This window comes from Maribacter sp. X9 (assembly GCF_048537565.1).
Lineage (GTDB): Bacteria > Bacteroidota > Bacteroidia > Flavobacteriales > Flavobacteriaceae > Maribacter.
In genome coordinates, this window is the sequence record NZ_CP183215.1 from 3,433,589 (window position 1) to 3,456,530 (window position 22,942).

20 protein-coding genes are annotated in these 22,942 nt (G+C 38.5%); 8 read left to right on the forward strand and 12 right to left on the reverse strand.

Translation table 11 applies throughout. From position 1 onward, the window contains the following. Positions 1 to 22: 22 nt before the first annotated feature. Positions 23 to 1,663, reverse strand: a complete 1,641-nt coding sequence (locus ACNR9Q_RS14740) for a TldD/PmbA family protein (protein WP_419211988.1) — start codon at positions 1,661 to 1,663, stop codon at positions 23 to 25. A gap of 366 nt (positions 1,664 to 2,029) precedes the next feature. Between ACNR9Q_RS14740 and ACNR9Q_RS14745 the strand changes: the two genes are divergently transcribed. Next, positions 2,030 to 2,485, forward strand: coding sequence for a pyridoxamine 5'-phosphate oxidase family protein (locus tag ACNR9Q_RS14745; protein ID WP_419211989.1), 456 nt, complete (start codon positions 2,030 to 2,032; stop codon positions 2,483 to 2,485). A 57-nt stretch (positions 2,486 to 2,542) separates the two neighbouring features. Here the strand turns inward: ACNR9Q_RS14745 and ACNR9Q_RS14750 are convergent, their stop codons facing one another. Beyond that, positions 2,543 to 3,319 carry an RNA polymerase sigma factor gene (locus ACNR9Q_RS14750; protein ID WP_419211991.1) on the reverse strand — a complete coding sequence of 259 codons (777 nt, stop codon included), beginning with the start codon at positions 3,317 to 3,319 and terminating at the stop codon, positions 2,543 to 2,545. A gap of 150 nt (positions 3,320 to 3,469) precedes the next feature. On the opposite strand from ACNR9Q_RS14750, the gene ACNR9Q_RS14755 reads away from it, so the two are divergent. Further along, complete coding sequence (locus ACNR9Q_RS14755; protein ID WP_419211992.1) at positions 3,470 to 5,977, forward strand: cation-translocating P-type ATPase; 2,508 nt, start codon at positions 3,470 to 3,472, stop codon at positions 5,975 to 5,977. 6 nt (positions 5,978 to 5,983) lie between these two features. Here the strand turns inward: ACNR9Q_RS14755 and upp are convergent, their stop codons facing one another. Both upp and ACNR9Q_RS14765 read right to left on the reverse strand, forming a co-directional pair. Then, positions 5,984 to 6,637, reverse strand: coding sequence for a uracil phosphoribosyltransferase (gene upp, locus ACNR9Q_RS14760; RefSeq protein WP_419211993.1), 654 nt, complete (start codon positions 6,635 to 6,637; stop codon positions 5,984 to 5,986). Between the two features lie 111 nt (positions 6,638 to 6,748). Beyond that, positions 6,749 to 7,510: an SDR family NAD(P)-dependent oxidoreductase gene (locus ACNR9Q_RS14765; RefSeq protein ID WP_419211994.1), complete on the reverse strand. Its 762-nt coding sequence runs from the start codon at positions 7,508 to 7,510 to the stop codon at positions 6,749 to 6,751. Between the two features lie 681 nt (positions 7,511 to 8,191). Between ACNR9Q_RS14765 and ACNR9Q_RS14770 the strand changes: the two genes are divergently transcribed. The 5 genes from ACNR9Q_RS14770 to ACNR9Q_RS14790 all read left to right on the forward strand — a co-directional run bounded on the left by ACNR9Q_RS14770 (position 8,192) and on the right by ACNR9Q_RS14790 (position 13,039). Then, positions 8,192 to 9,346: a PAS domain-containing sensor histidine kinase gene (locus tag ACNR9Q_RS14770; RefSeq protein ID WP_419211995.1), complete on the forward strand. Its 1,155-nt coding sequence runs from the start codon at positions 8,192 to 8,194 to the stop codon at positions 9,344 to 9,346. Further along, entirely contained in the window at positions 9,343 to 10,389 is a 1,047-nt protein-coding gene (locus tag ACNR9Q_RS14775; protein WP_419211996.1) for a response regulator, read from the forward strand. Before ACNR9Q_RS14770 ends, ACNR9Q_RS14775 begins: the two co-directional genes overlap by 4 nt. Positions 10,390 to 10,488: 99 nt before the next feature. After that, complete coding sequence (locus ACNR9Q_RS14780) at positions 10,489 to 11,328, forward strand: universal stress protein (RefSeq protein WP_419211998.1); 840 nt, start codon at positions 10,489 to 10,491, stop codon at positions 11,326 to 11,328. A gap of 65 nt (positions 11,329 to 11,393) precedes the next feature. Next, the gene (locus ACNR9Q_RS14785) at positions 11,394 to 12,227 is read left to right on the forward strand and encodes a universal stress protein (RefSeq protein ID WP_419211999.1); all 834 of its coding nucleotides are present in this window, start codon (positions 11,394 to 11,396) and stop codon (positions 12,225 to 12,227) included. A 173-nt stretch (positions 12,228 to 12,400) separates the two neighbouring features. Then, a complete protein-coding gene (locus tag ACNR9Q_RS14790; protein ID WP_419212000.1) occupies positions 12,401 to 13,039 on the forward strand; it encodes a hypothetical protein in 639 nt (212 codons plus the stop codon). Between the two features lie 239 nt (positions 13,040 to 13,278). Here ACNR9Q_RS14790 and ACNR9Q_RS14795 read toward each other — a convergent pair whose 3' ends face one another. The 8 genes from ACNR9Q_RS14795 to ACNR9Q_RS14830 all read right to left on the reverse strand — a co-directional run bounded on the left by ACNR9Q_RS14795 (position 13,279) and on the right by ACNR9Q_RS14830 (position 20,583). Next, a complete protein-coding gene (locus ACNR9Q_RS14795) occupies positions 13,279 to 13,617 on the reverse strand; it encodes an L-rhamnose mutarotase (protein WP_419212002.1) in 339 nt (112 codons plus the stop codon). 2 nt (positions 13,618 to 13,619) lie between these two features. After that, complete coding sequence (gene fucP, locus ACNR9Q_RS14800; RefSeq protein ID WP_419212003.1) at positions 13,620 to 14,942, reverse strand: L-fucose:H+ symporter permease; 1,323 nt, start codon at positions 14,940 to 14,942, stop codon at positions 13,620 to 13,622. A 10-nt stretch (positions 14,943 to 14,952) separates the two neighbouring features. Beyond that, a complete protein-coding gene (locus tag ACNR9Q_RS14805) occupies positions 14,953 to 15,732 on the reverse strand; it encodes an SDR family oxidoreductase (RefSeq protein ID WP_419212004.1) in 780 nt (259 codons plus the stop codon). 48 nt (positions 15,733 to 15,780) lie between these two features. Continuing rightward, positions 15,781 to 16,617, reverse strand: coding sequence for an amidohydrolase family protein (locus tag ACNR9Q_RS14810; RefSeq protein WP_419212005.1), 837 nt, complete (start codon positions 16,615 to 16,617; stop codon positions 15,781 to 15,783). Beyond that, the gene (locus tag ACNR9Q_RS14815; protein WP_419212006.1) at positions 16,617 to 17,474 is read right to left on the reverse strand and encodes a fumarylacetoacetate hydrolase family protein; all 858 of its coding nucleotides are present in this window, start codon (positions 17,472 to 17,474) and stop codon (positions 16,617 to 16,619) included. Before ACNR9Q_RS14815 ends, ACNR9Q_RS14810 begins: the two co-directional genes overlap by 1 nt. A gap of 47 nt (positions 17,475 to 17,521) precedes the next feature. Further along, entirely contained in the window at positions 17,522 to 18,295 is a 774-nt protein-coding gene (locus tag ACNR9Q_RS14820; protein ID WP_419212007.1) for an SDR family NAD(P)-dependent oxidoreductase, read from the reverse strand. Next, entirely contained in the window at positions 18,285 to 19,616 is a 1,332-nt protein-coding gene (locus ACNR9Q_RS14825) for an L-fuconate dehydratase (protein WP_419212008.1), read from the reverse strand. Before ACNR9Q_RS14825 ends, ACNR9Q_RS14820 begins: the two co-directional genes overlap by 11 nt. Before the next feature lie 106 nt (positions 19,617 to 19,722). After that, entirely contained in the window at positions 19,723 to 20,583 is an 861-nt protein-coding gene (locus tag ACNR9Q_RS14830) for an AraC family transcriptional regulator (RefSeq protein WP_419212009.1), read from the reverse strand. Positions 20,584 to 20,887: 304 nt separating this feature from the next. On the opposite strand from ACNR9Q_RS14830, the gene ACNR9Q_RS14835 reads away from it, so the two are divergent. Next, positions 20,888 to 22,939, forward strand: a complete 2,052-nt coding sequence (locus ACNR9Q_RS14835) for a thioredoxin domain-containing protein (RefSeq protein WP_419212010.1) — start codon at positions 20,888 to 20,890, stop codon at positions 22,937 to 22,939. Positions 22,940 to 22,942 lie beyond the last annotated feature (3 nt).

Here is a 22,942-nt window from a genome sequence, read left to right on the forward strand (position 1 = left end):
TCTCTTTTTAGTTGGACCTTACTTAAATGGTTCTTCCCGTGTTAATTACGTTTACATCATTGAATCTTGCGGTAGAACTACCATGGGAGACCGCACTTGCTTGGGAAGGTTGCCCCTTACCATCAAAAAAGGTCCCGAATAAACGGTAATCACTTTCATCACAAATCTTAACACAACTGTTCCAGAACTCCTGGGTATTGGATTGATACGCCACATCTTCGAGCATACCTACAATCTCCCCGTCCTTAATTTCATAGAATACGGTTCCTCCAAATTGGAAATTATAACGCTGTTGGTCGATGGAATACGAACCTCTACCTGCGATATAGATTCCTTTTTCTACATCCTTGATCATATCGGAGATGGAATACTTTTCCTTGCCCGGTTCCAATGACACATTGGGCATGCGTTGAAACTGTACATCGTCCCAACTTTGGGCGTAGCAACAACCGTGACTTTCATTTTGACCAATCATATGGACTTGATCGCGTATGGCCTCGAAATTGGTAAGGATGCCATTTCGTACCAAATCCCATTTCTTGGTCTTTACACCTTCGTCATCATAACCCACTGCGCCCAAGGAACCTACTTGGGTCTTGTCCGCCACTAGATTTACGATATCACTACCGTAATTGAACGTACCGGATTTCAATTTCTCCAATGTGGCGAAACTGGTTCCTGCATAATTGGCTTCGTACCCTAGGACACGATCCAGTTCCAATGGGTGACCTACGGATTCGTGAATGGTCAATCCTAAATGATTGGGTTCCAAGACCAAATCGTACTTTCCAGCATCGACCGATTTGGCCGTTAATTTTTCCTTGGCCTGTTTTGCGGCGATAGTGGCATCCTCTACCATATCATAACTATTACGGTATAAACGTAAGCCTGCAGGACCTTCCAATTTTTCGGATTCTAGTCCGTCCATGTATTCATAACCCATACCTACCGGGGCACTCATATTCTCCCTGGTCTTGAAGTTACCGGCAGCCTTATCAATCGCCGTTACCCTAAAGGTTGGCCATAAACGGTGTATATCTTGGTCGATATAAGAGCCATCGGTCGATGCGAAATACTTCTGTTCGTTGACCATAAAGAGCGCAGAGTTCACATAATCTGCCCCGTTATCCAAGGCTGCGGCATTCGCACTTAACAATAAATCCACTTTTTCGGAAACGGGTACTTCCTTGAAATCCTTTTTTATTGGCGTTTTCCAAGACACCTCTCCGTAAGCTTCCACCGGAGCCAATATTACCGGTTCTGTCTGTATTTTTGAATTTGCCTTGGCAATGGCCACGGCCTGTTCCGTCGCTTTTTTGATACCGTCTTCGGTTACACTATTGGTGGAGGCAAAACCCCAAGTACCATTAGCGATGACACGGATACCCACACCAAAAGATTCTGTATTCACTACATTTTGCACTTTATCCTCACGGGTGAAGACATACTGATTCAAATACCTTCCAATCCTGGCATCTGCATAGGTCGCACCTAGGGATTTAGCGGTATTCAAGGCCACATCGGCCATTTGCTTTTTAATCAAAATGTCCATACCGGGTTCTAACAATGCTTCCACCGGAATATCATTCCCCAGTAATAAGGACGGCATCATCAATGCCCCAGCACCCATTCCGGCATACTGTACAAAATCTCTTCTTTTCATCTATGAATCGTTTAGTTTAGTTTTGGTTCTCGAACTTCGCATAAAAGAGAAAAAATGACGGATAAAATTAAAAAGTTCTTGTCCGTGATCCTCATTTTTAGTCTAGGCTCCTAAAAATAGAATGTGTTGGCGAGCTATTATGTTAACCTTAACATAAAATATAACAATAACCCGCGGTTTTGAGGATAATTTAAAAATCCTACGGTGCTTTTGTGTTTTCTATTGAAGATTCAGGAGTCTAAACGTTGAACTCGCTTTAACTTGAAAAAAGGTCACAATGCTATTCTTAGCCATTGCACCTGACCAATATCATAGGTAAGTTTTGCATCAATATGTACATTATGGTTTCTATTAAACATAAGAATCATGAGAAGAAACTTAGAAAAGATGGAGTGTATTGCCTTATTAGAGCGAAATTACATTGGATATCTGGGGTATGTCTCAGGAAGCTATCCGCATGTGGTGCCCATCACCTATTATTACGATAAGGAATCAGAAAGCCTAATCAGTTATTCATCGGTTGGACATAAATTGAGCTCCATGAGGCAACAAACTGCCGTTAGTTTGGCAGTTACGGAAATACAATCTGTCGGAAATTGGAAATCAATTTTGGTCTTGGGGACTTATGAGGAAATGACAGGAATCGATGCGAAACATATGCTTCACGAATTTTCTAATGGAGTAAAAAAAGTAATTGGGTCATCTACCGAAATTAAACATGATTTTATCAGTGATTTTTCCGCAAAATTGGAAACCGATGAAGCCACGGTAGTTTTCAGGATTGCCATTCAAGAAATAACCGGGAAAATAAGGGTTTCGTAATCTTTAAGGTTATACGAAACCCAGATATCATTCCATCAAATTAGCTTTGTCAACGCTTCAATTGCTACTGATCAAAAAGCGTTTGGTTAAGGTTCCTCTCAATATTTTTCGAGCATTTGCCAAATACTCCTCTACCTTGGCGATACTGATTTTTCTAATCTTTGTTATTTCTTCTGCAGTAAACCCTTGATCTACGTACAATTGAAAAACGGCGCGCATAGGCAAGTCCATTTTATCCAGTACAAAAGCGATGTGGCGTTCTAAACGCTCCAGGTTCAAAGATGTATCCAACTTATTGGCCAACTCCTTTTCCGTATCGGTTATAAAAATTTGGTTCAAGGTGTAATTGTTCTTGTTGTAGGAACTATCATCTAACTCCTCAACCATTACAAAATCTCCATCTCCATCCCTACTGTAATTTTCCTCCATAGCTTCCCATTCCGGTTTGGAATAGGTGTCAATGTTATCGAAAAAAACATGGTCGAACTCCTCCTCTATCAGACTATCTTCAAGTAACTTATCCAACGTTTTAAAAAGAAAGGGATACAATTCCTTTTCGTTTTTAATATCCTCTAAATGGTCATAGACCTCGATGAAAAGCTGGTCCGAAAAATCCTCTGGACTCAACATATTCTTATTTACCAGTCCTTTTTTAACCGCTGTTTTGAGCCTTTTTGAAATGTATCGATTTATTTCCGGCAGTACTTTTAATAGCTCAGAATTGAAATTATCATAGTTCTTTTCCTTTTTAAAAGTAACCAGCTTGGTAAACGATTCTTCTACCCTCAATCGTAGTATAGATTGGTGTTCGATTTCCTGATGTATTTGTCCCATAATCTTTGTTTTTAATGCTATTTACCCCTTAAAGTTGCGACCTTAACCCTTAGTAAACAATGATATATATCAGTACCGCTATCTGATTTTCAGATTATATTTAGCGGTAGGAAACCTATCCTGAGGAAGAGATGGTTACTCCAAATGTATATGATCGATCCAACTGATTTTGGCATCCATGGCCTCACTGACGAAGAAGTAATCGCCTCTCGGGAAAGGTCAGGTAGCAATACGTTTACCTCTAATAAAGAAAACACCTTTATAAGGGCGCTTAAAGACGTCTTTAAAGAGCCGATGGTGATACTATTATTAGTGGCTTCCACTATCTATTTTATCACAGGAAATTGGGACGACGGACTTTTCTTGGCTTCGGCAATTGTTTTGGTGGCATCCATATCCCTATATCAAGATTCACGAAGTAGAAAAGCCCTTGAAAATTTAAAGACCCTGACCCAACCTAATAGTAAGGTCGTTCGTAACGGGTCTATCATTTCCATTCCCACCGAAGGACTTGTCATAGGGGATGCACTCATGATTGAAGAAGGGAATACCATTCCTGCCGATGGTACGATTGTACATTCCAATGATTTTTCAGTAAACGAATCGATTCTAACGGGAGAATCACTTTCCATATACAAGGATGCCGAAAAGACCGATAATGCCGTTTACGGAGGAACTACTGTCGCTAGTGGATTGGCCATTGCCAAGATCACCCATATTGGAAACGCCACTAAATTAGGAAAGATTGGAAAAAGCCTAGAAGGCATCGACGATGAAAAGACACCGTTAGAACTTCAGATTTCCAACTTCGTAAAATTGATGTCCGTCTGGGGTGGAATCATCTTTTTATTGGTTTGGGGTATCAATTTTTTTCGTTCCGGACTGGTATTGGACAGCCTGCTTAAAGCCCTTACCTTAGCCATGAGTATCTTACCCGAAGAGATTCCCGTAGCCTTTACCACTTTTATGGCCTTGGGTGCTTGGCGCCTAATGAAAATGGGAATCGTAGTAAAGCAGATGAAAACCGTGGAAACTTTAGGAAGTGCTACTGTCATCTGCACCGATAAAACAGGTACCATCACCCAGAATAAAATGGCACTGGCCAAACTATTTACCCTATCTACAGGAAAGGTATTGGATGCCGATGGAAAATTGAACACTACAGAAAAAGAACTGGTTAAGTTAGCCATGTGGGCCAGTGAACCCATTCCTTTCGATCCGATGGAGGTCGCCCTGCACGATGCCTATGGCAAAAGGAACAGTTTAGATGAACGCCCCAATTATAAAATGGTGCATGAATACCCCCTAGGCGGAAAACCACCCATGATGACCCACCTTTTCCAGAATGAAAATGGAAACCTCATCGTAGCCGCAAAAGGTGCCCCTGAAGCAATCATTGCCGTATCCAATTTGAATGCATCAGAAATCAAAATACTCCATGAAACCATGAACAGTCTGGGAGCTCAAGGTTATCGCCTGTTGGCCGTGGGGCAAGCCATTTTCTCTGGAAATGACTATCCTGAAAAGCAACAGGAGTTTCGATTTGATTTCAAAGGCCTAGTGGCCTTTTATGACCCGCCAAAAGAAAACATTGATCAAGTGGTACAAGACTTTGATAAGGCCGGGATTCAAGTAAAATTGATTACCGGAGACAATGCGGCGACCGCAATGGCCATTGCCCAACAGGTTCATTTGATAGGATACGAAAAATGTATGACGGGGGACGAAATGATGGCTTTATCCGATGCGGAATTGGAAGAAAAAGTGAAGACCACCACTATTTTCTCAAGAATGTTTCCCGAAGCAAAATTGCGCATTGTCAATGCCTTAAAGAAAAACAATGAAGTGGTGGCTATGACCGGTGACGGAGTCAATGACGGTCCGGCATTAAAAGCGGCCCACATTGGTATCGCCATGGGTAAAAAAGGGACGGAAATCGCCAAAGAAGCGGCCTCATTGATATTAGTGGATGACGACCTTTCTAAAATGGTGGATGCCATTGCCATGGGCAGAAAGATCTATACCAATCTTAAAAAGGCCATACAGTATATTATTTCCATACACATTCCGATCATTCTTACGGTCTTTATTCCGTTGGCTTTGCGTTGGATCTATCCCAACACCTTTTCTCCTTCGCATGTCATTTTATTGGAATTGATTATGGGGCCTACCTGTTCGATTATTTTTGAAAACGAACCCATGGAAAAAAATCTGATGTTTAAAAAGCCCCGTCCTTTTACGACCACTTTTTTCAATTTCAAGGAGTTGATGACCAGTATTGTTCAAGGTTTGGTCATTACGGTTGGCGCGTTGTTTGTATACCAGTATTCTGTTTCCCTTGGCTATTCAGAAAATAGTACCCGTACCATGGTCTTTATGGTATTGATCTTTGCGAATATCTTTTTAACACTGGTGAACCGTTCCTTTTATTATTCCGTAATCACCACCTTAAAATACAGGAACAACCTAGTTCCGTTAATTATCGGTATCACTTTGGTTCTTGCAGGGGTATTGTTGTATGTGCCTGTATTGAGTAGGTTCTTTGAGTTCGACCAGCTCTCTATGGAACAGCTGGTGGTTTCCTTATCTGTTGGAAGTATTTCAGTGCTATGGTTCGAACTGGTAAAGTGGCGAAAACGGATTAGGAATAAGTCCTAATTTGTATCATAGCTTTTCTCCAAAAGCTAAATCTCCCGCATCCCCTATCCCCGGAAGAATATACCCTCGAGCATTTAATTCAGGATCAACAGCTGCAATCCATAAATGGGTGTTCTTCGGAAAAACAGATTTCACGTAGTCTATGCCTTGCGTAGCACCAATAACCGAAACGATATGGATTTGTGAGGGAGTACCGTGGTTCTTCAAGACCTTTAAAACATTTTCCATGGTTTTACCTGTGGCGAGCATTGGATCTGAAAGTAGTAAAGTCTTGCCTTCCAAAGACGGTGCTGCAAAATAATTGACAATCACTTCAAACTCATCTTCATTATTCTCATGATTCCGGTAAGCAGAAATGAATCCGTTCTCAGCGGTGTCAAAATAGTTGAGGAGACCTAGGTGCAAAGGTAATCCAGCCCTCAGTATAGAGCAAACTACCAATTCCTCCTTTGGCAGTTCCATGTTCTTATTTCCCAAAGGTGTTTCTACAATTTTTGGTAAGTATTCTAAGGTTTTGCTTAATTCATAGGCGAGTATTTCTCCAATACGCTCGATATTACGTCGAAAACGCATGCTGTCCTTTTGAATTTGTGTACCTCGTATCTCGGCGATAAACTGATTTAGAATCGAATTGGTTTCCCCCAAATTATGAACGGTCATCATCGTTTAATTTAATTCTAAAGTACCATTTTAAAAAGAAAAATAATCCTTGGTCATATGGAAAATGACCAAGAAAACAGAATTGAATAGGTTTATTGCGGAGAAGAATAATTATGCGTTCAACATACCTCCATCAACAACATGTGTGCATCCTGTAATGTATTTACTATCATCGGATGCCAAAAATAAGGCCATTTGTCCAACTTCGTCTGAAGTTGCATAACGACCAAATGGTACGGCGGCCTCAAACCCTTTCAGTACTTCTACAGGGTTTTCTGGGGACATTCCCGATTCGATTCTACGCATCATATCATTATCGACGGGGCCCGGATGCAAGGTATTCACGCGTATCATTCGAGATGCGTTTTCTAATGCAGCTACTTTCATAATGCCTACTATCGCATGCTTGGTGGCCACATAGGCCCCTAAACCAGCATATCCTTTTAGTCCCGCTACAGAAGAGGTAATTATAACACTTCCCCCACTTACCATTTTTGGTGTGATGTACTTGCACCCCAACCAAACCCCTTTTAGGTTAACAGCCAATACTTTGTCAAAAACATCCTCCGGATAATCGGTAATGGGTTTTGATACCCCTTCGATACCCGCATTGGCAAAAAAGATGTCGATTTTACCAAAGGTTTGCAAGGTATGGTTCAAAAAGCGGATAGTGTCTTCGGTTTTCGATACATCTGCGATGCAAAAAGAAACATTTTCATGGTCTAAGGAAGTGCGTGCTTTCTCAATTGCCATGCCGTCGTTATCGACCAACATCACCTTTGCGCCTTCTGCCAAAAACAATTTTGCCGTAGCAAGACCAATGCCACCAGTACCACCAGTAATAAGTGCTACTTTTCCGTTCAATCGTTTCATAGTTGTGATTTTATTTTAATTTTTTGATTTGCCATCCATTTTCCGCAATTTGAACAGCTACTAATCCATCCGTCAAAAGCTTGGAGCCAATATAGGGCTTTGTGTACCACCAATTTAGATATGATAACTTTATAATACTATGATATTTGTCAGTGCCTTAGAGTCATTTTTTGTTACAAAAAAGAATTGAATGAACGGAATTTCAATTGTAACATAGCTCAACGGTTTCCGGCTTATTCCACCATCACTGCCTAGGATTTCATCATTGCATTTGCCGCATCCACAATAATGTTTTCATGCCGAGGGTAAAAATGGTACTATTCATTATATATAATACAATGAATTCATTAAAACATTTCCCTGAATTATCTCCCTATCCTAAAATTGGAATCTCATGCTGCTTCTGTACGAACCACTGTAGCTGATTTAGAAAGGTCTTAACTATTATCCATTTTAGACCCATAATTGCGCATATATAATCTTAACCGATCAGCCGCATGCGGATGAACCGAGCCATCGCTACGTGCCACGCTAAAAATTACTTTTGTATATTCTTCTAAAGTGCTATTTCTAATTATAATGAGTTTTCTATGTTTATGATTTTAAATTTCATTGTTGAAAAAGTAACTTTATAATCCTTATTTTTTTATGATAAGTATACGTTAAAGATTACATTGTAGCATGAGAGTTTTCCAAAAAGACAGTAATATTTTCAATCTTTTGTCAGAAGGTATTTCTGAAGGTATCATTGTCGTAAATAGCGATCAAAAAATAGTGGCGACCAACTCTTCGACCGATGAACTGTTCGGTTATGAAAAGGATGAGCTTATAGGGAAACCTTTGGAAACCATTATTCCAGCAAGATATCACGCAAACCATCGCCACCATGTTTCTTCGTTCATAGCAAAAACCGAAAAAAGACAAATGGGAAAAGGGCGTGATCTTAACGGCCTGCGCAAAAATGGAGAAGAGTTTCCGGTCGAGGCAGGTCTAAATCCATTTGAATTATATGGTGGCACCTATGTGATGGCCCTTGTGACGGATATTACGGAACGAAAAAGTTACACCAAGAAATTAGAAGATACCGTTCAAGAACGCACAAAGCAATTAACAGAAGCCTTGGTCAAAGAAAAGGAACTGAATGAACTTAAGACCCGCTTTCTTTCACTGGTATCGCATGAATTCAAGACCCCACTCAGTACCATACTTAGTTCGGTTACCCTACTCTCAAAATACAACGAGACCGAACAACAAGAGAAACGGAACAAACATATTAGGACCATTAAGGCAAAGGTGCACCAGTTAGATACTATTCTCAACGATTTTCTTTCTGTTGAACGCTTAGATTCTGGTAAGGTAAATTACGACATAGCTGAATTTCCACTAAGTAAGGTTGTCAACGAAGTTGTCTATAATGCGAATATGCTCTTAAAACCGAATCAACACATTCAATATCCTGATAACATAGACGATGTGGTCCTCGTATTTGATGAGAAGACTTTGAGCCTAGCTTTATCCAATCTGTTGCACAATTCCATAAAATACTCCCCTGAAGATTCTTTGATTAAAATTATCTATAAAAAGGAAAAAGATTTTATGACCATTGCAGTAATCGATGAAGGTATTGGAATTCCTGAAAACCAACAGAAATACATTTTTGATCGCTATTTTAGGGCAGAAAATGCCTTACTCAACCAAGGCACCGGCATCGGTCTTAATATTGCCAAACAACATTTAGAGAATTTAGGCGCAAAACTTTCTTTTGAGAGTAAAGAACATATTGGGTCTACCTTCATCATTCATATACCTAGTGAAATGAAACCTACAACGTCATGAAAACCATATTATTAATTGAGGATGATAGAGCATTACGAGAAAATACGGCAGAGCTTTTAGAACTTGGCGGCTATAAAGTGCTTACTGCTATTAATGGAAAAAAGGGCATTCAAATAGCCACTGAAAAACTACCCGACCTTATCATTTGTGACATTATGATGCCCGAGGTCGATGGTTATGGTGTACTGCAAAATTTATCATCTACTGAGAGAACAAAACAGATACCTTTTATATTTCTTTCTGCTATTACCGGGCATAAATCCGTTCGTAAGGGCATGAACCTAGGTGCAGACGATTACCTTACAAAGCCTTTTGAAGAAGAAGATTTGATAAGTGCAGTAGAAAGTAGACTGGCAAAATCAAAACTCTTGAAACAGGCCACAACAGCAGCCCTATCTAACGAGAAAATCAATGAAATAAACGATCTTAATCAACTTAAAAATTATTTTGACGACCATGGAACCATTTTAAAATTTGAACAAGGTCAACATATCTATGAACAGGGTGCAAGGTCTAGCGGGGTGTTTTTGGTGCTGAAAGGTGCCATAAAATGTCATACCATGGACGAGGATGGAAAAGAGCTGACAACCGCCTTGTACAATGAAGATGATTTCTTAGGCTTTACATCATTTATAGATAATGAACCCTACCAAGAATCTGCTACGGCGTTAGAAACGGTAGAGCTGGCGATGGTGGCAAAAGAGGAGTTAACTAAGGTTCTACAAGATAACCCTTCCGTATCGTTAGAGTTAATGGAACTTCTTTCAGATAATATCGCCAACATAAAACATCAACTTTTACAAATGGCCTATAGTTCTGTACGTAAGAAAACGGCGCAAACCCTATTACAGTTTGTACAACTGATGAATAAAAACCCGAATGATCCTATCAAAATATCGCGAAACGACCTTGCCAGTGTTGCGGGTATTGCTACTGAAAGTTTGATCCGTACCCTATCAGGTCTTAAAAAGGAAGGGCTAATCGATATTGAGGGTAGAAACATAAAAATAAAAGACCTGAAAGCCCTTTCCTGCATAAGTTAGAGTATTAGTTCTGCGAATCTAAAATGTAGTACCATGATATTAATCATAGGTTTTTCTGTCATCCCCAGATACTTTTAAAGGATACTAGAAAAAATCTTGATGAAAAATATTTTGATTCCCACAGATTTCTCAGATAATGCTTGGAACGCACTATGCTATGGTCTTTCATTTTTCAAAAAGACCCATTGTATTTTTCATATCGTTCATGTCAATTCAACGCACACAAGTTCAAGCGGAGAAACGGCCATGTTCATATCTTCTGAAATCCTTGAGAAAAACATCCTAAAAGACAGTAAAGAAAAGCTCGAAAAATTATTGGAAGCCATAGCGCATCTACCCTTAAACCCGAAACATGAATTTAGGACATTCGCCCTTTATGGCTTTTTAACCGACCATTTAAGAAAGGTAGTTCAAACAAAAGAAATTGAGCTCATTATAATGGGCACCAAGGGTTCTACAGGTCTAAAGACCGTTTCAATTGGAAGCAACACTGGCAACGTCATCACCAAGGTGCCTTGTGCGGTATTGGCCGTACCCGAACAAGCGACCTACAACACCATAAAAGAGGTAGGCTTTCCTTCTGATTTTCAATTAAAATACGGATCTAAGGTTTTAGAAACGCTAAAGGAAATTCTATTGATGAAAAAATCTAACTTACAATTCCTTTTTGTGTCCCTAAAAAATGAGGAAATGAGTACACTGCAGTTGAAAAACAAGGCCTTTCTAATTGATTATTTCAATAGTCTCAAACCTTCATTCCATGTGATTACCGGAAAAAAAATAGATGAGGCCATTCAAGGTTTTACGGAAAGTAGGGATTCGGATATGTTAGTCATGGTAGCCAAAAACCTCAATTTTTTAGAGCGTATACTCTTTAGGCCCACTGTTGAAAAAATTAGTTATCACACAAAAATACCTTTTTTGATCATTCATGAATGAGACCTGATGAATATCATGGTTTATGAGGTAAACCCTTCTTAACTTCATAGAATAAAATCAGCACTATGACACGTATTTTACTCCCTACGGACTTCTCCAAAAATTCGCTATCCTCAATACATTACGCCCTCAATTTGTTCAAGGATATGAACTGTTCGTTTTATCTTTTAAACACCTACATGCCGCCCGTTTACCACACGGAATACCTAATGGGAAGTCCCGCTCAAATCGGACTAGGAGATATCGTTCAAGAAAATTCCATGAATAATCTGGAAGATTTAAAAAAACAACTGGAAAAAGCATTCAACAATACGAAGCACACGTTTACGACCCATTCCGCACTAAACTCCCTAACGAGTGAAGTCACTCGGACAGTGGAAGCAGAGCGGATCGATTTGGTTATTATGGGTACCCAGGGGGCTACAGGGGCTACTGAAATTCTATTCGGCACCAATACTGTACACGTCATAAAAAATGCAAAATGTCCCGTGCTTGCAGTTCCATCCGGCTTTAAGTACGAAGTACCGAAACAGGTTCTTTTTCCAACGGATTATGAAGTTGATTTTGATAAAAAAAAGTTATCCATACTTTTAAAAATCGTAAATAAGCACTTATCCGAAATAAATGTAATGCATATTTCTACTGGTTATGAGCTCAGTCCCATCCAACGAAAATATAAGAAAAAACTGGTACAACTTTTGGGCGAAAACGTCCTATTACATGATGTTGCAAGCAATGAAATAATCGCTGCCGTAAATGCCTTTCAGCTCAAAAAAAAAATAAATTTACTGGTTATGGTGCAGAATAAGCATACCTTTTTTGAGCGCCTTTTCATTGAGCCCGTAATTAAAAAAATAGGTTTTCATGTAAGCCTTCCGTTTTTAGTGATTCCCCAGTGATACCAAAAGAATACCTTAGGATGTAGTATTGATATTAACAAAGAACGTTATGAGCAACCCTAAGACTTTAATTCACAACGACATTTACAATAGTTCATTGATAGACTGACCATTGTCATAGTCATTCAATTATCTTACCCTTATCTTGAAATTTTAATCGATAAAGAATTCCCATGAAAAAAATACTACTAGCCTCTTGCATTCTTTTAATGGGCTGCTCTTCTATTAGGTTGGTTGAGAATTGGAAAAATCCTGATATAGTTTTGTTCTATGCCAACAAAGTTCTCTTGGTGGGTATGGCTCAAAACCAAAATGTGCGTGAAGATTTCGAAAGTCAACTCTTAGAAGAATTTACGAAGAGAAAAATAGAGGCTTGGCGTAGCATTGACATATTTGACGTTTCGCTCACAAATTCAAAAAAAACCGAAACAGAATTGGATCTTGTAGAACAAAGTCTTTTGGATAAAGATTTTGACGCCATACTACTTACAAAAATTACCGGTTCTGAGGATAGGGAAAATTTTGTAAAAGCCATTTCCCGTTGGGATGATCATCAAATGCGTTTTAATGATGATTACTTGGAAAATCAAGGCATCTACTATGATGAAAATTATTATAATGATTTTACGGTTTATCATGCAGAAACTACCTTGTACTGCATTTGTGAAGGAAAAGAACGGGCAATGATCTGGAGAGGTATTATTGATATCAACGATCCGAAAAATATAGATAAGGCAATGACTGATTATATCAAATTAGTAATCGGAGCCATGGAAGACCAAGATTTAGTCTTTCTGTCCGAATCGTATTAAGAAGAGATTTCTATTAAACAATAAACTTAAAATTTTACCGATACCTCTTTTATTTTTTGGACGAGAGTCGTTTAAGATATTCTTCATAGCTAAATTAGCTTACTTCGGCTACAGTCCTTTAAAAATTTTACTTTTAATAGGTCGGCAAAATATAAGCTATACAATAAGATGGTCACTACGAAGATATATGATTAGCGGATAAAAATTCAACTGAAAATTTGCTCTTTATATAGTATATCCTAAAGTTTAAAAATACGCTCCATAACCACCCATTTTTGACCTTTCTCGGCCGACGGTAACGCCTGTTGATAGCCCCACATTAATTCTTCCCATTCCTGTACTTTAGGGTTCTCAGCGTCTGACTGTGCTTTCCTATCCATATCGAAATCTTCATTCACCTCCATAATCATAAAAAGACGATTTGCATGAAGGTAAATTTCCATATCAATAATACCGGCGTCTTTTATACTTTTTAAAATTTCTGGCCAAACTTCTTTATGATAGGCTTTGTAAGCAGCGATCGATCGTTCATCGTTTTTTAGGTCGCACGCGAAGCTGTATCTAGTTTTCTTCGACATCGCTATTTATTAGGGTAGTACTTAAAAACATAATGACCATATATAGCAACAACAATAAAGCAGGTAAGCGGTAGTATAAATGAAAAATTCACCTCAGGTACCCCTAAAATGATTAAATCGGTATACCCATCACCTCCCAAATCCAAAAGAATACCTTGTAAAGTGGGCATTAAAGCACCCCCAACAATGGCCATTACCAAAAAGGCGGCTCCAAACTTGGCATCTTCACCTTGTCCTTCCAAAGCTATTCCATAAATAGTTGGGAACATGATCGACATGAAAAAGGAAATAGCGACAAGTGCTATCAAACCTATCATTCCTGGAACGAATATGGTTATTAAGGTGCATATAGAGGCTCCTATAGCAAAAAAATTCAACAACTTTCCTGAGTCAACGAATTTTAAAAGAATAGTGCCCGTCGCCCTCCCTATCAAAAATAGAACGAGTGCAGAAATCCCAAAATTGACCGCTGTCGTATTGGAAATACCAAAGGATTCCGCATATTGATACAAATACGTCCAACACATGATCTGTGCTCCTACATAAAAAGCCTGGGCTATCACTCCTCCAACAAATTTTCCGGACTTAAATAATCTTTTTATGGAATTACCGATAGCTACTTTATTTTCCTGATCCTGATTCTTTGGCATTTTCATTACTGCTATGACCAAAAGAAAGATCAGTACTACAAGACCTAAAATAACATAAGGATCCCTAATAACCGCCAAGTCAGCTGTACGCACAGCTGTTTTGGCACTTTCTGGCAGGGTAGCATAAACAGGGGTACCGTCGGCAAGGGTATCATCGGATCGTAGTGAGGCTAGTATGAATTTCTGGGCAACCAATAAACCGAGCAATGCACCAACAGGATTAAATGCCTGTGCTAAATTAAGGCGCTGGGTAGCGGTTTTCTCAGAACCCATGGACAATATATAGGGATTCGCGGTGGTTTCCAGAAATGCCAAGCCAAAGGTTAAAATATACAAGGCGGCCAAGAAAAACGAAAATTCCTCATATGCTGCTGCAGGGTAAAAAAGGATAGCCCCAAGAGCATACAATGAAAGTCCTAAAATAATTCCCTTTTTATAGGAAAACCGATTCACGAAAATGGCTGCTGGTAAGGCCATAGTAAAATACCCTCCATAAAAAGCAAATTGTACCAAAGAAGCTTGAAAGTTATCCAACTCCAACACTTTTTTAAACGCTGAAACCATTGGATTGGTAATATCATTGGCAAAACCCCATAATGCAAACAAAGAGGTAATTAAAACAAAAGGGACAATTACTTTTTTTGAAACGATGGGTGTAATCTCTCTCTTGTTCATATATGGTATTTTATAAAGATCTATCTAAATGGGTATAACCTCCATCCACAAAAACCAATTGACCAGTGGTATGGCTAGACCTAGAGGATAATAAGAACAGCACCATATTTGCAATTTCCTTTGCCGTAGTCATTCTGTTTTCTAAAGGTATTTTACTTAAAATTCCCTTTAACTTTTCTTCAGGATTGTCAAAAGACTTCAGCCACCATTCATAAAGGGGCGTATAACATTCTGCAACGATAACTGCATTCACCCTAATCGAATACGGCAAAAGTTCTACAGCCCATTCGCGGGTCAATGCATTGCGACCACCATTGGCGGCAGCATATCCAGAGGTGCCCCCCTGCCCCATAAACGATGTTTTAGAACCTATATTAACAATGGATCCCTTTGACTTTTTTAGCTCTGGCAAAACCAATTTTGCCATCTGGTAGTAGTGGGTCAGGTTTTTATTCAGGGATAAGTTGAACTGTTCTACAGAACCCTTTTCCAAACCTACAGAATCGTTGACCCCAGCGTTATTCACCAACCCATTTATTTTTCCAAAATCTTCAATCGCTTTATCAATGGCCTTCTTGCAGTCGATAGCATCCATTAATTCGGCATAGGCCTTACCTACTTTAAAACCTAAGCCCTTTATTTCTGTAAATGCCGCATCAACACTATCCTTATCTTTACCCACAATAAAGGGAATTGCACCTTCCTCGGCCAAGGCAAGGCTTATACCCTTACCTATGCCCGAAGATCCTCCGGTAACGATAATAACTTTATCCTTTAGAAATAAATCCATACTTATTAAAACGACTAAATTCTTTTGCGGCCTAAGGTATAAGAAATTTTAGATTTTATTAGTAATACCATAAAAATCTAAAGCTGTAGAACCCATAATCATTTTTTGTTGCTCAACATCGAAACGCTCAATATAGTCCTGCACAATACCTTTTACAGTGCTATAGTCGGATGCCAGTAGACAAACCGGCCAATCTGATCCAAACATAATACGATTTACCCCAAATGCCTCGAATATGATATCGAGGTAGGGAACCATTTCATGATACTCCCAATTTTTCCAATCAGCTTCTGTAACCAAGCCTGAAACTTTTACATACACATTCGGAAACTTCGACAATGTTCCAATATTTTCAGACCAGGTCTCGATTTCAGACTTATTGATATTAGGCTTCCCAATATGATCTAAAACAAACTTTTGGTTAGGAAATTGACTTACTAATTCTATAGCTTGATTTAATTGATGATGATAAATCAAGATATCGTACGTTAAACCATACTTGGCTAATCGACCTATACCGTTCTTGAATTTTTCATTTGAAAAAAAAGAATCTTGCTCTGCTTGAAGTACATGTCTAACTCCTTTGAAATGATAGTTTTTAGCATACTCTTTTAGGGTTTCATCTATATCTTCACTACACAAATCTACCCATCCTACCACCCCCTTGATAAAAGAATGTTGATCAGCGAGATGAATCAAAAAGTCAGTCTCTTCATACGACTGATCTGCCTGAACGGCAATACATCCATCCACACCATTAGTACTTAACAAAGATTCTAAGTCAGTCGGCAAAAAATCGTTTTGAATCAATGACATATCATCCGTTATCCACTCTTGATGTTTAGGGTGATAGATCCAAAAATGTTGATGACTGTCGATGACCATTATCCCTTATAATTTACTACATTTTGTTTTGAAACCCCTAGACCTTCAATACCTAATTCCATTTCATCTCCCTCTTTTAAATATACAGGAGGTTTTAATCCCAATCCTACCCCAAAAGGTGTTCCTGTAGAAATAACATCGCCGGGCAACAAGGTCATAAATTGACTGATATAACTAACCACTTCTTGCACATTAAAAACAAAATCGGATGTTGAACTGTTCTGCATCATTTTTCCGTTTAGTTTCAACCAAAGCTTCAAATTATTCGGGTCCTTGATTTCTTCCTTGGTCGCCATGAACGGACCTAAAGGTGCAAAAGTATCACAACTTTTTCCTTTGACCCATTGACCTTCACGTTCCAGTTGAAAGGCGCGTTCACTAATATCGTTATGTAAAACATATCCTGCAATATAACCCATTGCTTCTTCCTTGGAAACATAAGAAGTTTTCTTCCCGATCACGATAGCCAATTCAACTTCCCAGTCGGATTTTGTACTGTTTTTTGGCAATATTACCGTGTCGTTCGGGCCAATTATCGACGTGGTCGACTTAAAGAACAAAACAGGCTCCTTAGGTATGGACATACCACTCTCCTCAGCATGTTTGGCGTAATTCAAACCTACACAAACAATTTTAGACGGTCTACAAATGGGAGAACCCAAACGCTCCGTTTGGGCTACAGCGTCACATTCTCCTTGATGATCCTTTAACCATTTATTTAGTCGGTCAATACCATTAGTTTCAAAAAATTGCTCCGTGTAATCTTCCCCAAATCCGGAGACATTCAATCGATCTCCGTTTTCTAATTCCACTCCGGGTTTTTCATTTCCTACTGCTCCAAATCGTATAAGTTTCATTCCTTCTTTTTATAAAGTTCTATTGTTTTATTTAAGAACTGATTTCGTTATCCGTTCAATTTAATAAATCCTCCGTCAATAGGAAAATCGGTCCCCGTGATAAAAGATGCTTCGTCCGAACATAAATAAAGTGCTAAATTGGCCACCTCCTCTGGCAGCCCCATACGGCCAATAGGTTGGGTTTTTGACAGTTTCTCAAACATTTGCTCCTCTTCACCCGGGTAATTATTCTTTATAAAACCGTCTACAAAAGGGGTATGAACCCTAGCCGGTGAAATACAATTACAACGAATTCCTTCCGTTACATAGTCTTTGGCAATAGAATAGGTCATGGTAAGCACAGCCCCTTTGGACATTGAATAAGCAAACCTATCGGATACGCCCACGGTTGAGGCAACAGAAGCCATGTTGATGATGACACCGCCCTTCTTTTTCATGAACGGAATTACACTGAAAATACAATTGTACACTCCTTTTACATTCACACGATAGATTCTATCCAAATCATCTTCGGTCGTCTTTTCGACATTCCCGACATGGGCTATTCCTGCATTATTGATCAAAATATCAATAGCCTTCTTTTCTTGTATCGATGTTATAACAGTTTTAACATGTGTCTGATCGGTAACGTCACATTGGTATACAAATGCCACCCCACCACTATCTGAAATTTCCTTTTTCGTAAGCTCTGCATTGTCAACGTTCAGTTCCAAAATATGAACTTGTGCGCCTTGTTCTGCCAAGGTTTTTGAAATGGCTTTTCCTATGCCGCTGCCACCACCTGTAATTACCGCTATTTTATTTTTTAAACTAAACTTCATAAATATTTTTTTTATGTTCGGATGCCCAATAAGAACCGTTTGGATAACTATATCTATCCATAGAAGCCTCCTTCATCGTTATACTATATCCTGGCATTTGAGGTGCAACATATGCCCCATTCACCACCTTGACCGGATCAATGAAATGCTCGTGTAAATGATCTACATATTCAATGGTCCTATCTTCCATCGTACCACTAATGGCAACAAAATCGATCATGGATAGATGTTGCACATATTCACATAGACCGACGCCGCCAGCATGGGGACATACAGGGATATTGAATTTAGCCGCCATCAGTAAAATAGCCAAAATTTCATTGACCCCTCCTACCCTGCAACTATCAATTTGACATACATCTATGGCACTGGCCTGCATCAACTGTTTAAAGATAACCCGATTTTGACAATGTTCTCCCGTTGCCACTTTTATAGGATGTACCGCACGGGAAATCTTGGCGTGTCCTAAAATATCATCGGGACTCGTAGGTTCTTCGATCCACCATGGATCGTACTTTTTCAATTGTGCCATATTTTCTATGGCCTCGTCAACATCCCATTTTTGGTTGGCATCCATCATCAACTTCAGATCATCACCAATTTCTTCCCTAATAATGGAAGCCCTACGCATATCGTCGTTCAAGTCAGCACCCACCTTCATCTTCATATGCTTAAACCCGTGGATTTTCGCCTCCCTACATAAACTTCGCATCTTATCATCTGAATACCCCAACCAGCCCGCAGACGTAGTGTACGCCGGGTATCCATTGTCCATAAGGTAAGCGGTGCGCTCCTTTTTGGTCGATTCCTTTTCCTTTAACAAAGCCAATGCTTCAGCAGGATGGATCGCATCTGTGATATAGGTGAAATCGATACAACTTACAAGTTCTTCTGGAGACATATCTGCAATTAACTTCCATAGCGGTTTTTGTTCCGCTTTTGCGTACAGATCCCATACGGCATTTACCAAAGCACCTGTTGCTAAATGGATAACCCCTTTCTCAGGACCTAACCAACGTAATTGACTGTCACCGGTTATCATTTTCCAAAAGGCTCCCATATTTTGTACGAAACCGTTCAGGGATTTCCCTTTTAAAAGATAAGATAGTGCCTCTATCGCATGAGCACAAATTTCGTTACCTCGACCAATGGTGAACGTAAGACCATGCCCTTCTAAATCTTTCCTGTTTGTTTTCAGGATAACGTAAGCTGCAGAATAATCTGGATCTGGGTTCATTGCATCGGAGCCATCAAGAGATGTACTAGTGGGGAAACGAATATCCTTTACCAAAACATCTTCTATAAATATTCCATCATTCATTCGCCATATTTTTAATTACTAAATGTAGATTGAAAAGGCTATGACGACAAATAAAAAATAAACCAAAATGTATACTTTTTTTGCTTATTTTAAAATTGAGTTTCTATTACTTATAACTGGAAAAATATTCGGTGGGTGTAGTTCCTTTTATAAGTTTGAACTGCCTATTAAAATTCGATATATTGTTAAACCCCGATAAAAAAGCAATTCCCGTGATACTTTCTTGATTATCCAATAAAAGTTTACACGCATATCCTACCCGCATTTCATTTAAATATTTCGTGAAGGATTTTCGATGTACTTTCTTAAAATACCTACTAAATGCAGATTTGTTCATTCCTATGATTTGGGCAACATCACCTGCGCTTATTGGAGAATTGAAATTCTCAAAAATATATTCATAGATTTGATCCAATCTTTTATTTTCGGTTTTATGAAAGGAATCCAAAAAACCTAGGCTTGACACAAATTCATAGCTTTCATGAGCGGCTAGAGAAGAAAGCACATCTAATAATGCTATTATTTGATCAGATGCTATTAACGTATTCAAATTCTTTATTTTACAAATTAAATCACTACCTACTTCTTTAAATTTTATGCCACGGTCCGCTCTATCCAACAGTTGTGATATTTTGGCCATTTCAGGCACTTGAAAGAAACCTTCACCAAGAAATTCTTTTTTAAAATGTACAGATATTGCTTCAGCTCTCAAAGCTGTCTTTTCCTCAAAATAAACATCGTCATTGAGCCACATATGTGGAATGTTCTTACCGATCAAAACTAAATCACCCGTCGAAAATCGTTCAATATTATCTCCGATAAATCGGGTCCCCGTACTTTTCAAAATAAGGACTAGCTCGATTTCTGGGTGGTAATGCCAAATGCGTAAAAAGTTAGGCTGAACTTCGTGGTTGATGGTCAGTGACTTGTTCGATTTACTATTTCTATTCAGTAGATGTAACTTCACGTATACAATTAAAATTTAAATAATATGAATTTACGAATTGTATAAATAGTATCAACTGTATCTACTTGCTTTTATACAATTTGTAATCACCATTCCTGATATTAAATGATTTAATCCTTTTATCACCCACAATCAATATCTGCCTGAAAATTTTTTTTACGACCCAACCATGTATTCTTCAAATTATTAATTTTAAACGAATTGAAATTAAAAAGTTATTTTTACAGGAATATTTATCCCTTACTAAATGGGTAATTCCCTTTTTAAATTTCGTTTGCTTTCTACACTTTTAATCTTCCTTCTTTTGGGTTTAAATGTATTCAGTCAGGATTCATCTAAAATTGAAATCAATAGACATCCTAATGCTCTGATAAATGAAACCAGTTCTTATTTATTGGAACACGCATACAATCCTGTTTATTGGAATCCATGGAGCGAAACACTTTTGCAAAAGGCCAAAGAACAAGATAAACTTATCATCGTCAGCATTGGTTATTCTTCTTGTCATTGGTGCCATGTAATGGCGAAAGAAACCTTTGAAGACGATGAAGTTGCCCAAATAATGAATACCAACTTTATCAATATTAAGGTAGATCGCGAAGAGCGCCCAGATATTGACCAATTATATATGACTGCCGTTCAACTTATAAAAGGTGAAGGAGGTTGGCCCTTAAACGTAATTCTCTTGCCCAACGGAAAACCATTGTACGGAGGAACCTATCACACAAAAGACCAATGGGTCAATGTAATTGGGCAATTGAACAAACTATATAAAGACAGTCCTCAAAAAGCTTCTGAATTCGCAGATAAAATCACCCAAGGAATCAAAGATCTTAATATTTTCGACACGTCTACTAACACTGATTTTGCTACAAAAATTGAACTTGATGGGAGCGTAGATCAATGGAAAAAATCGTGGGACTTGGAGTGGGGAGGAATTGAAGGGAAGGAAAAGTTCATGCTTCCTGAAAACCTTTCGTTTTTATTGGATTATGCCATTTTAATCAAAGATACCGTTACCCTTGACTATATAAGAACGACTTTAGACAAAGTAATGCTTGGCGGAATACACGATCAGGTTGAAGGGGGATTTTTTAGATATAGTACCGACCCTTTTTGGAAAGTACCCCATTTCGAAAAAATGCTTTACGACAACGCGCAACTAATTAGCTTATATTCAAAAGCCTACCGTATTTTCAGAGATGAGGATTATAAAAAAGTAGCCATTTCTACCATTGCATTTCTAGAGCGAACAATGAGAAATGATAGAGGAGCTTTTTACGCCACTATGGATGCCGATAGTGATGGTAAAGAAGGTACATTTTACCTTTGGAAGAAATCACAACTTGAAAGAATTATAACGACTGATTTTAATTTATTTCAAGCGTATTTCAACATTACGAACGATGCTGTTCTCGATGATGAAAACTATGTGCTTTTTAAAAAATTAACCGATGAAGAATTCGTTGCAAAGTTCAATTTACAAATGGATTCATTATTGGAATTAAAGCAAAAATGGAATACCGCCTTGACCGAGGCCAGAAAGTTAAAGATTACCCCGAATATTGATAAAAAAATAATTACCTCATGGAACGCTCTAATGATCAATGGATATACTGAAGCCTATCGGTCATTTGCGGATAAAAGGTATTTAGAGAGTGCCCGAAAAACTATGGACTTTATTCAAAAGAATTTATATGTGGATAAAAAACTCGTCCACTCCATTGTTGATAACACCCATAATGATAACGGGTTTGTTGAAGATTATGCTTTTCTAATCGAAGCTTCCATCAATCTCTATTCCATCAGTTTTGATGTAGGTGATTTAAATTTCGCAACAGCATTGACAGAGCAAGCCAACGAACTTTTTCTTGATAATACTTCGGGTTTGTATACATTCACGGACCATGAAAAACTGATTATACCTATCTTAAAAACAAATGACGGGGTTATAGCCTCTCCAAATTCGGTGATGGCAAACAACCTAGTCAAATTGGGTCATCTTCTTTACGATATAGATTATTTGGACCAAGCAGATCGTATGCTAAAAACGATTCAACCAAAATTATTATCCAGTCCTAACAATTATGCCGTATGGGGTTCTTTACTGATTAAAAAAATATTTCCGTACTACGAGGTCGCCGTAGTTGGTAAAGCGTCCCATAAGTTAACTTTAGAGCTATACAAGGCTTATATTCCTAATAGTCTCGTCGTTGGTACCATGAAAAAAAGTGATTTGCCTTTGTTTCAAGATAGATATGTTGAAGGTGCGACTTATTTTTACGTTTGTCAGAATAGTACTTGCCAACTTCCGGTCATTTCACCAAAAGAAGCTTTAAAGCAAATGACCAATTGACAA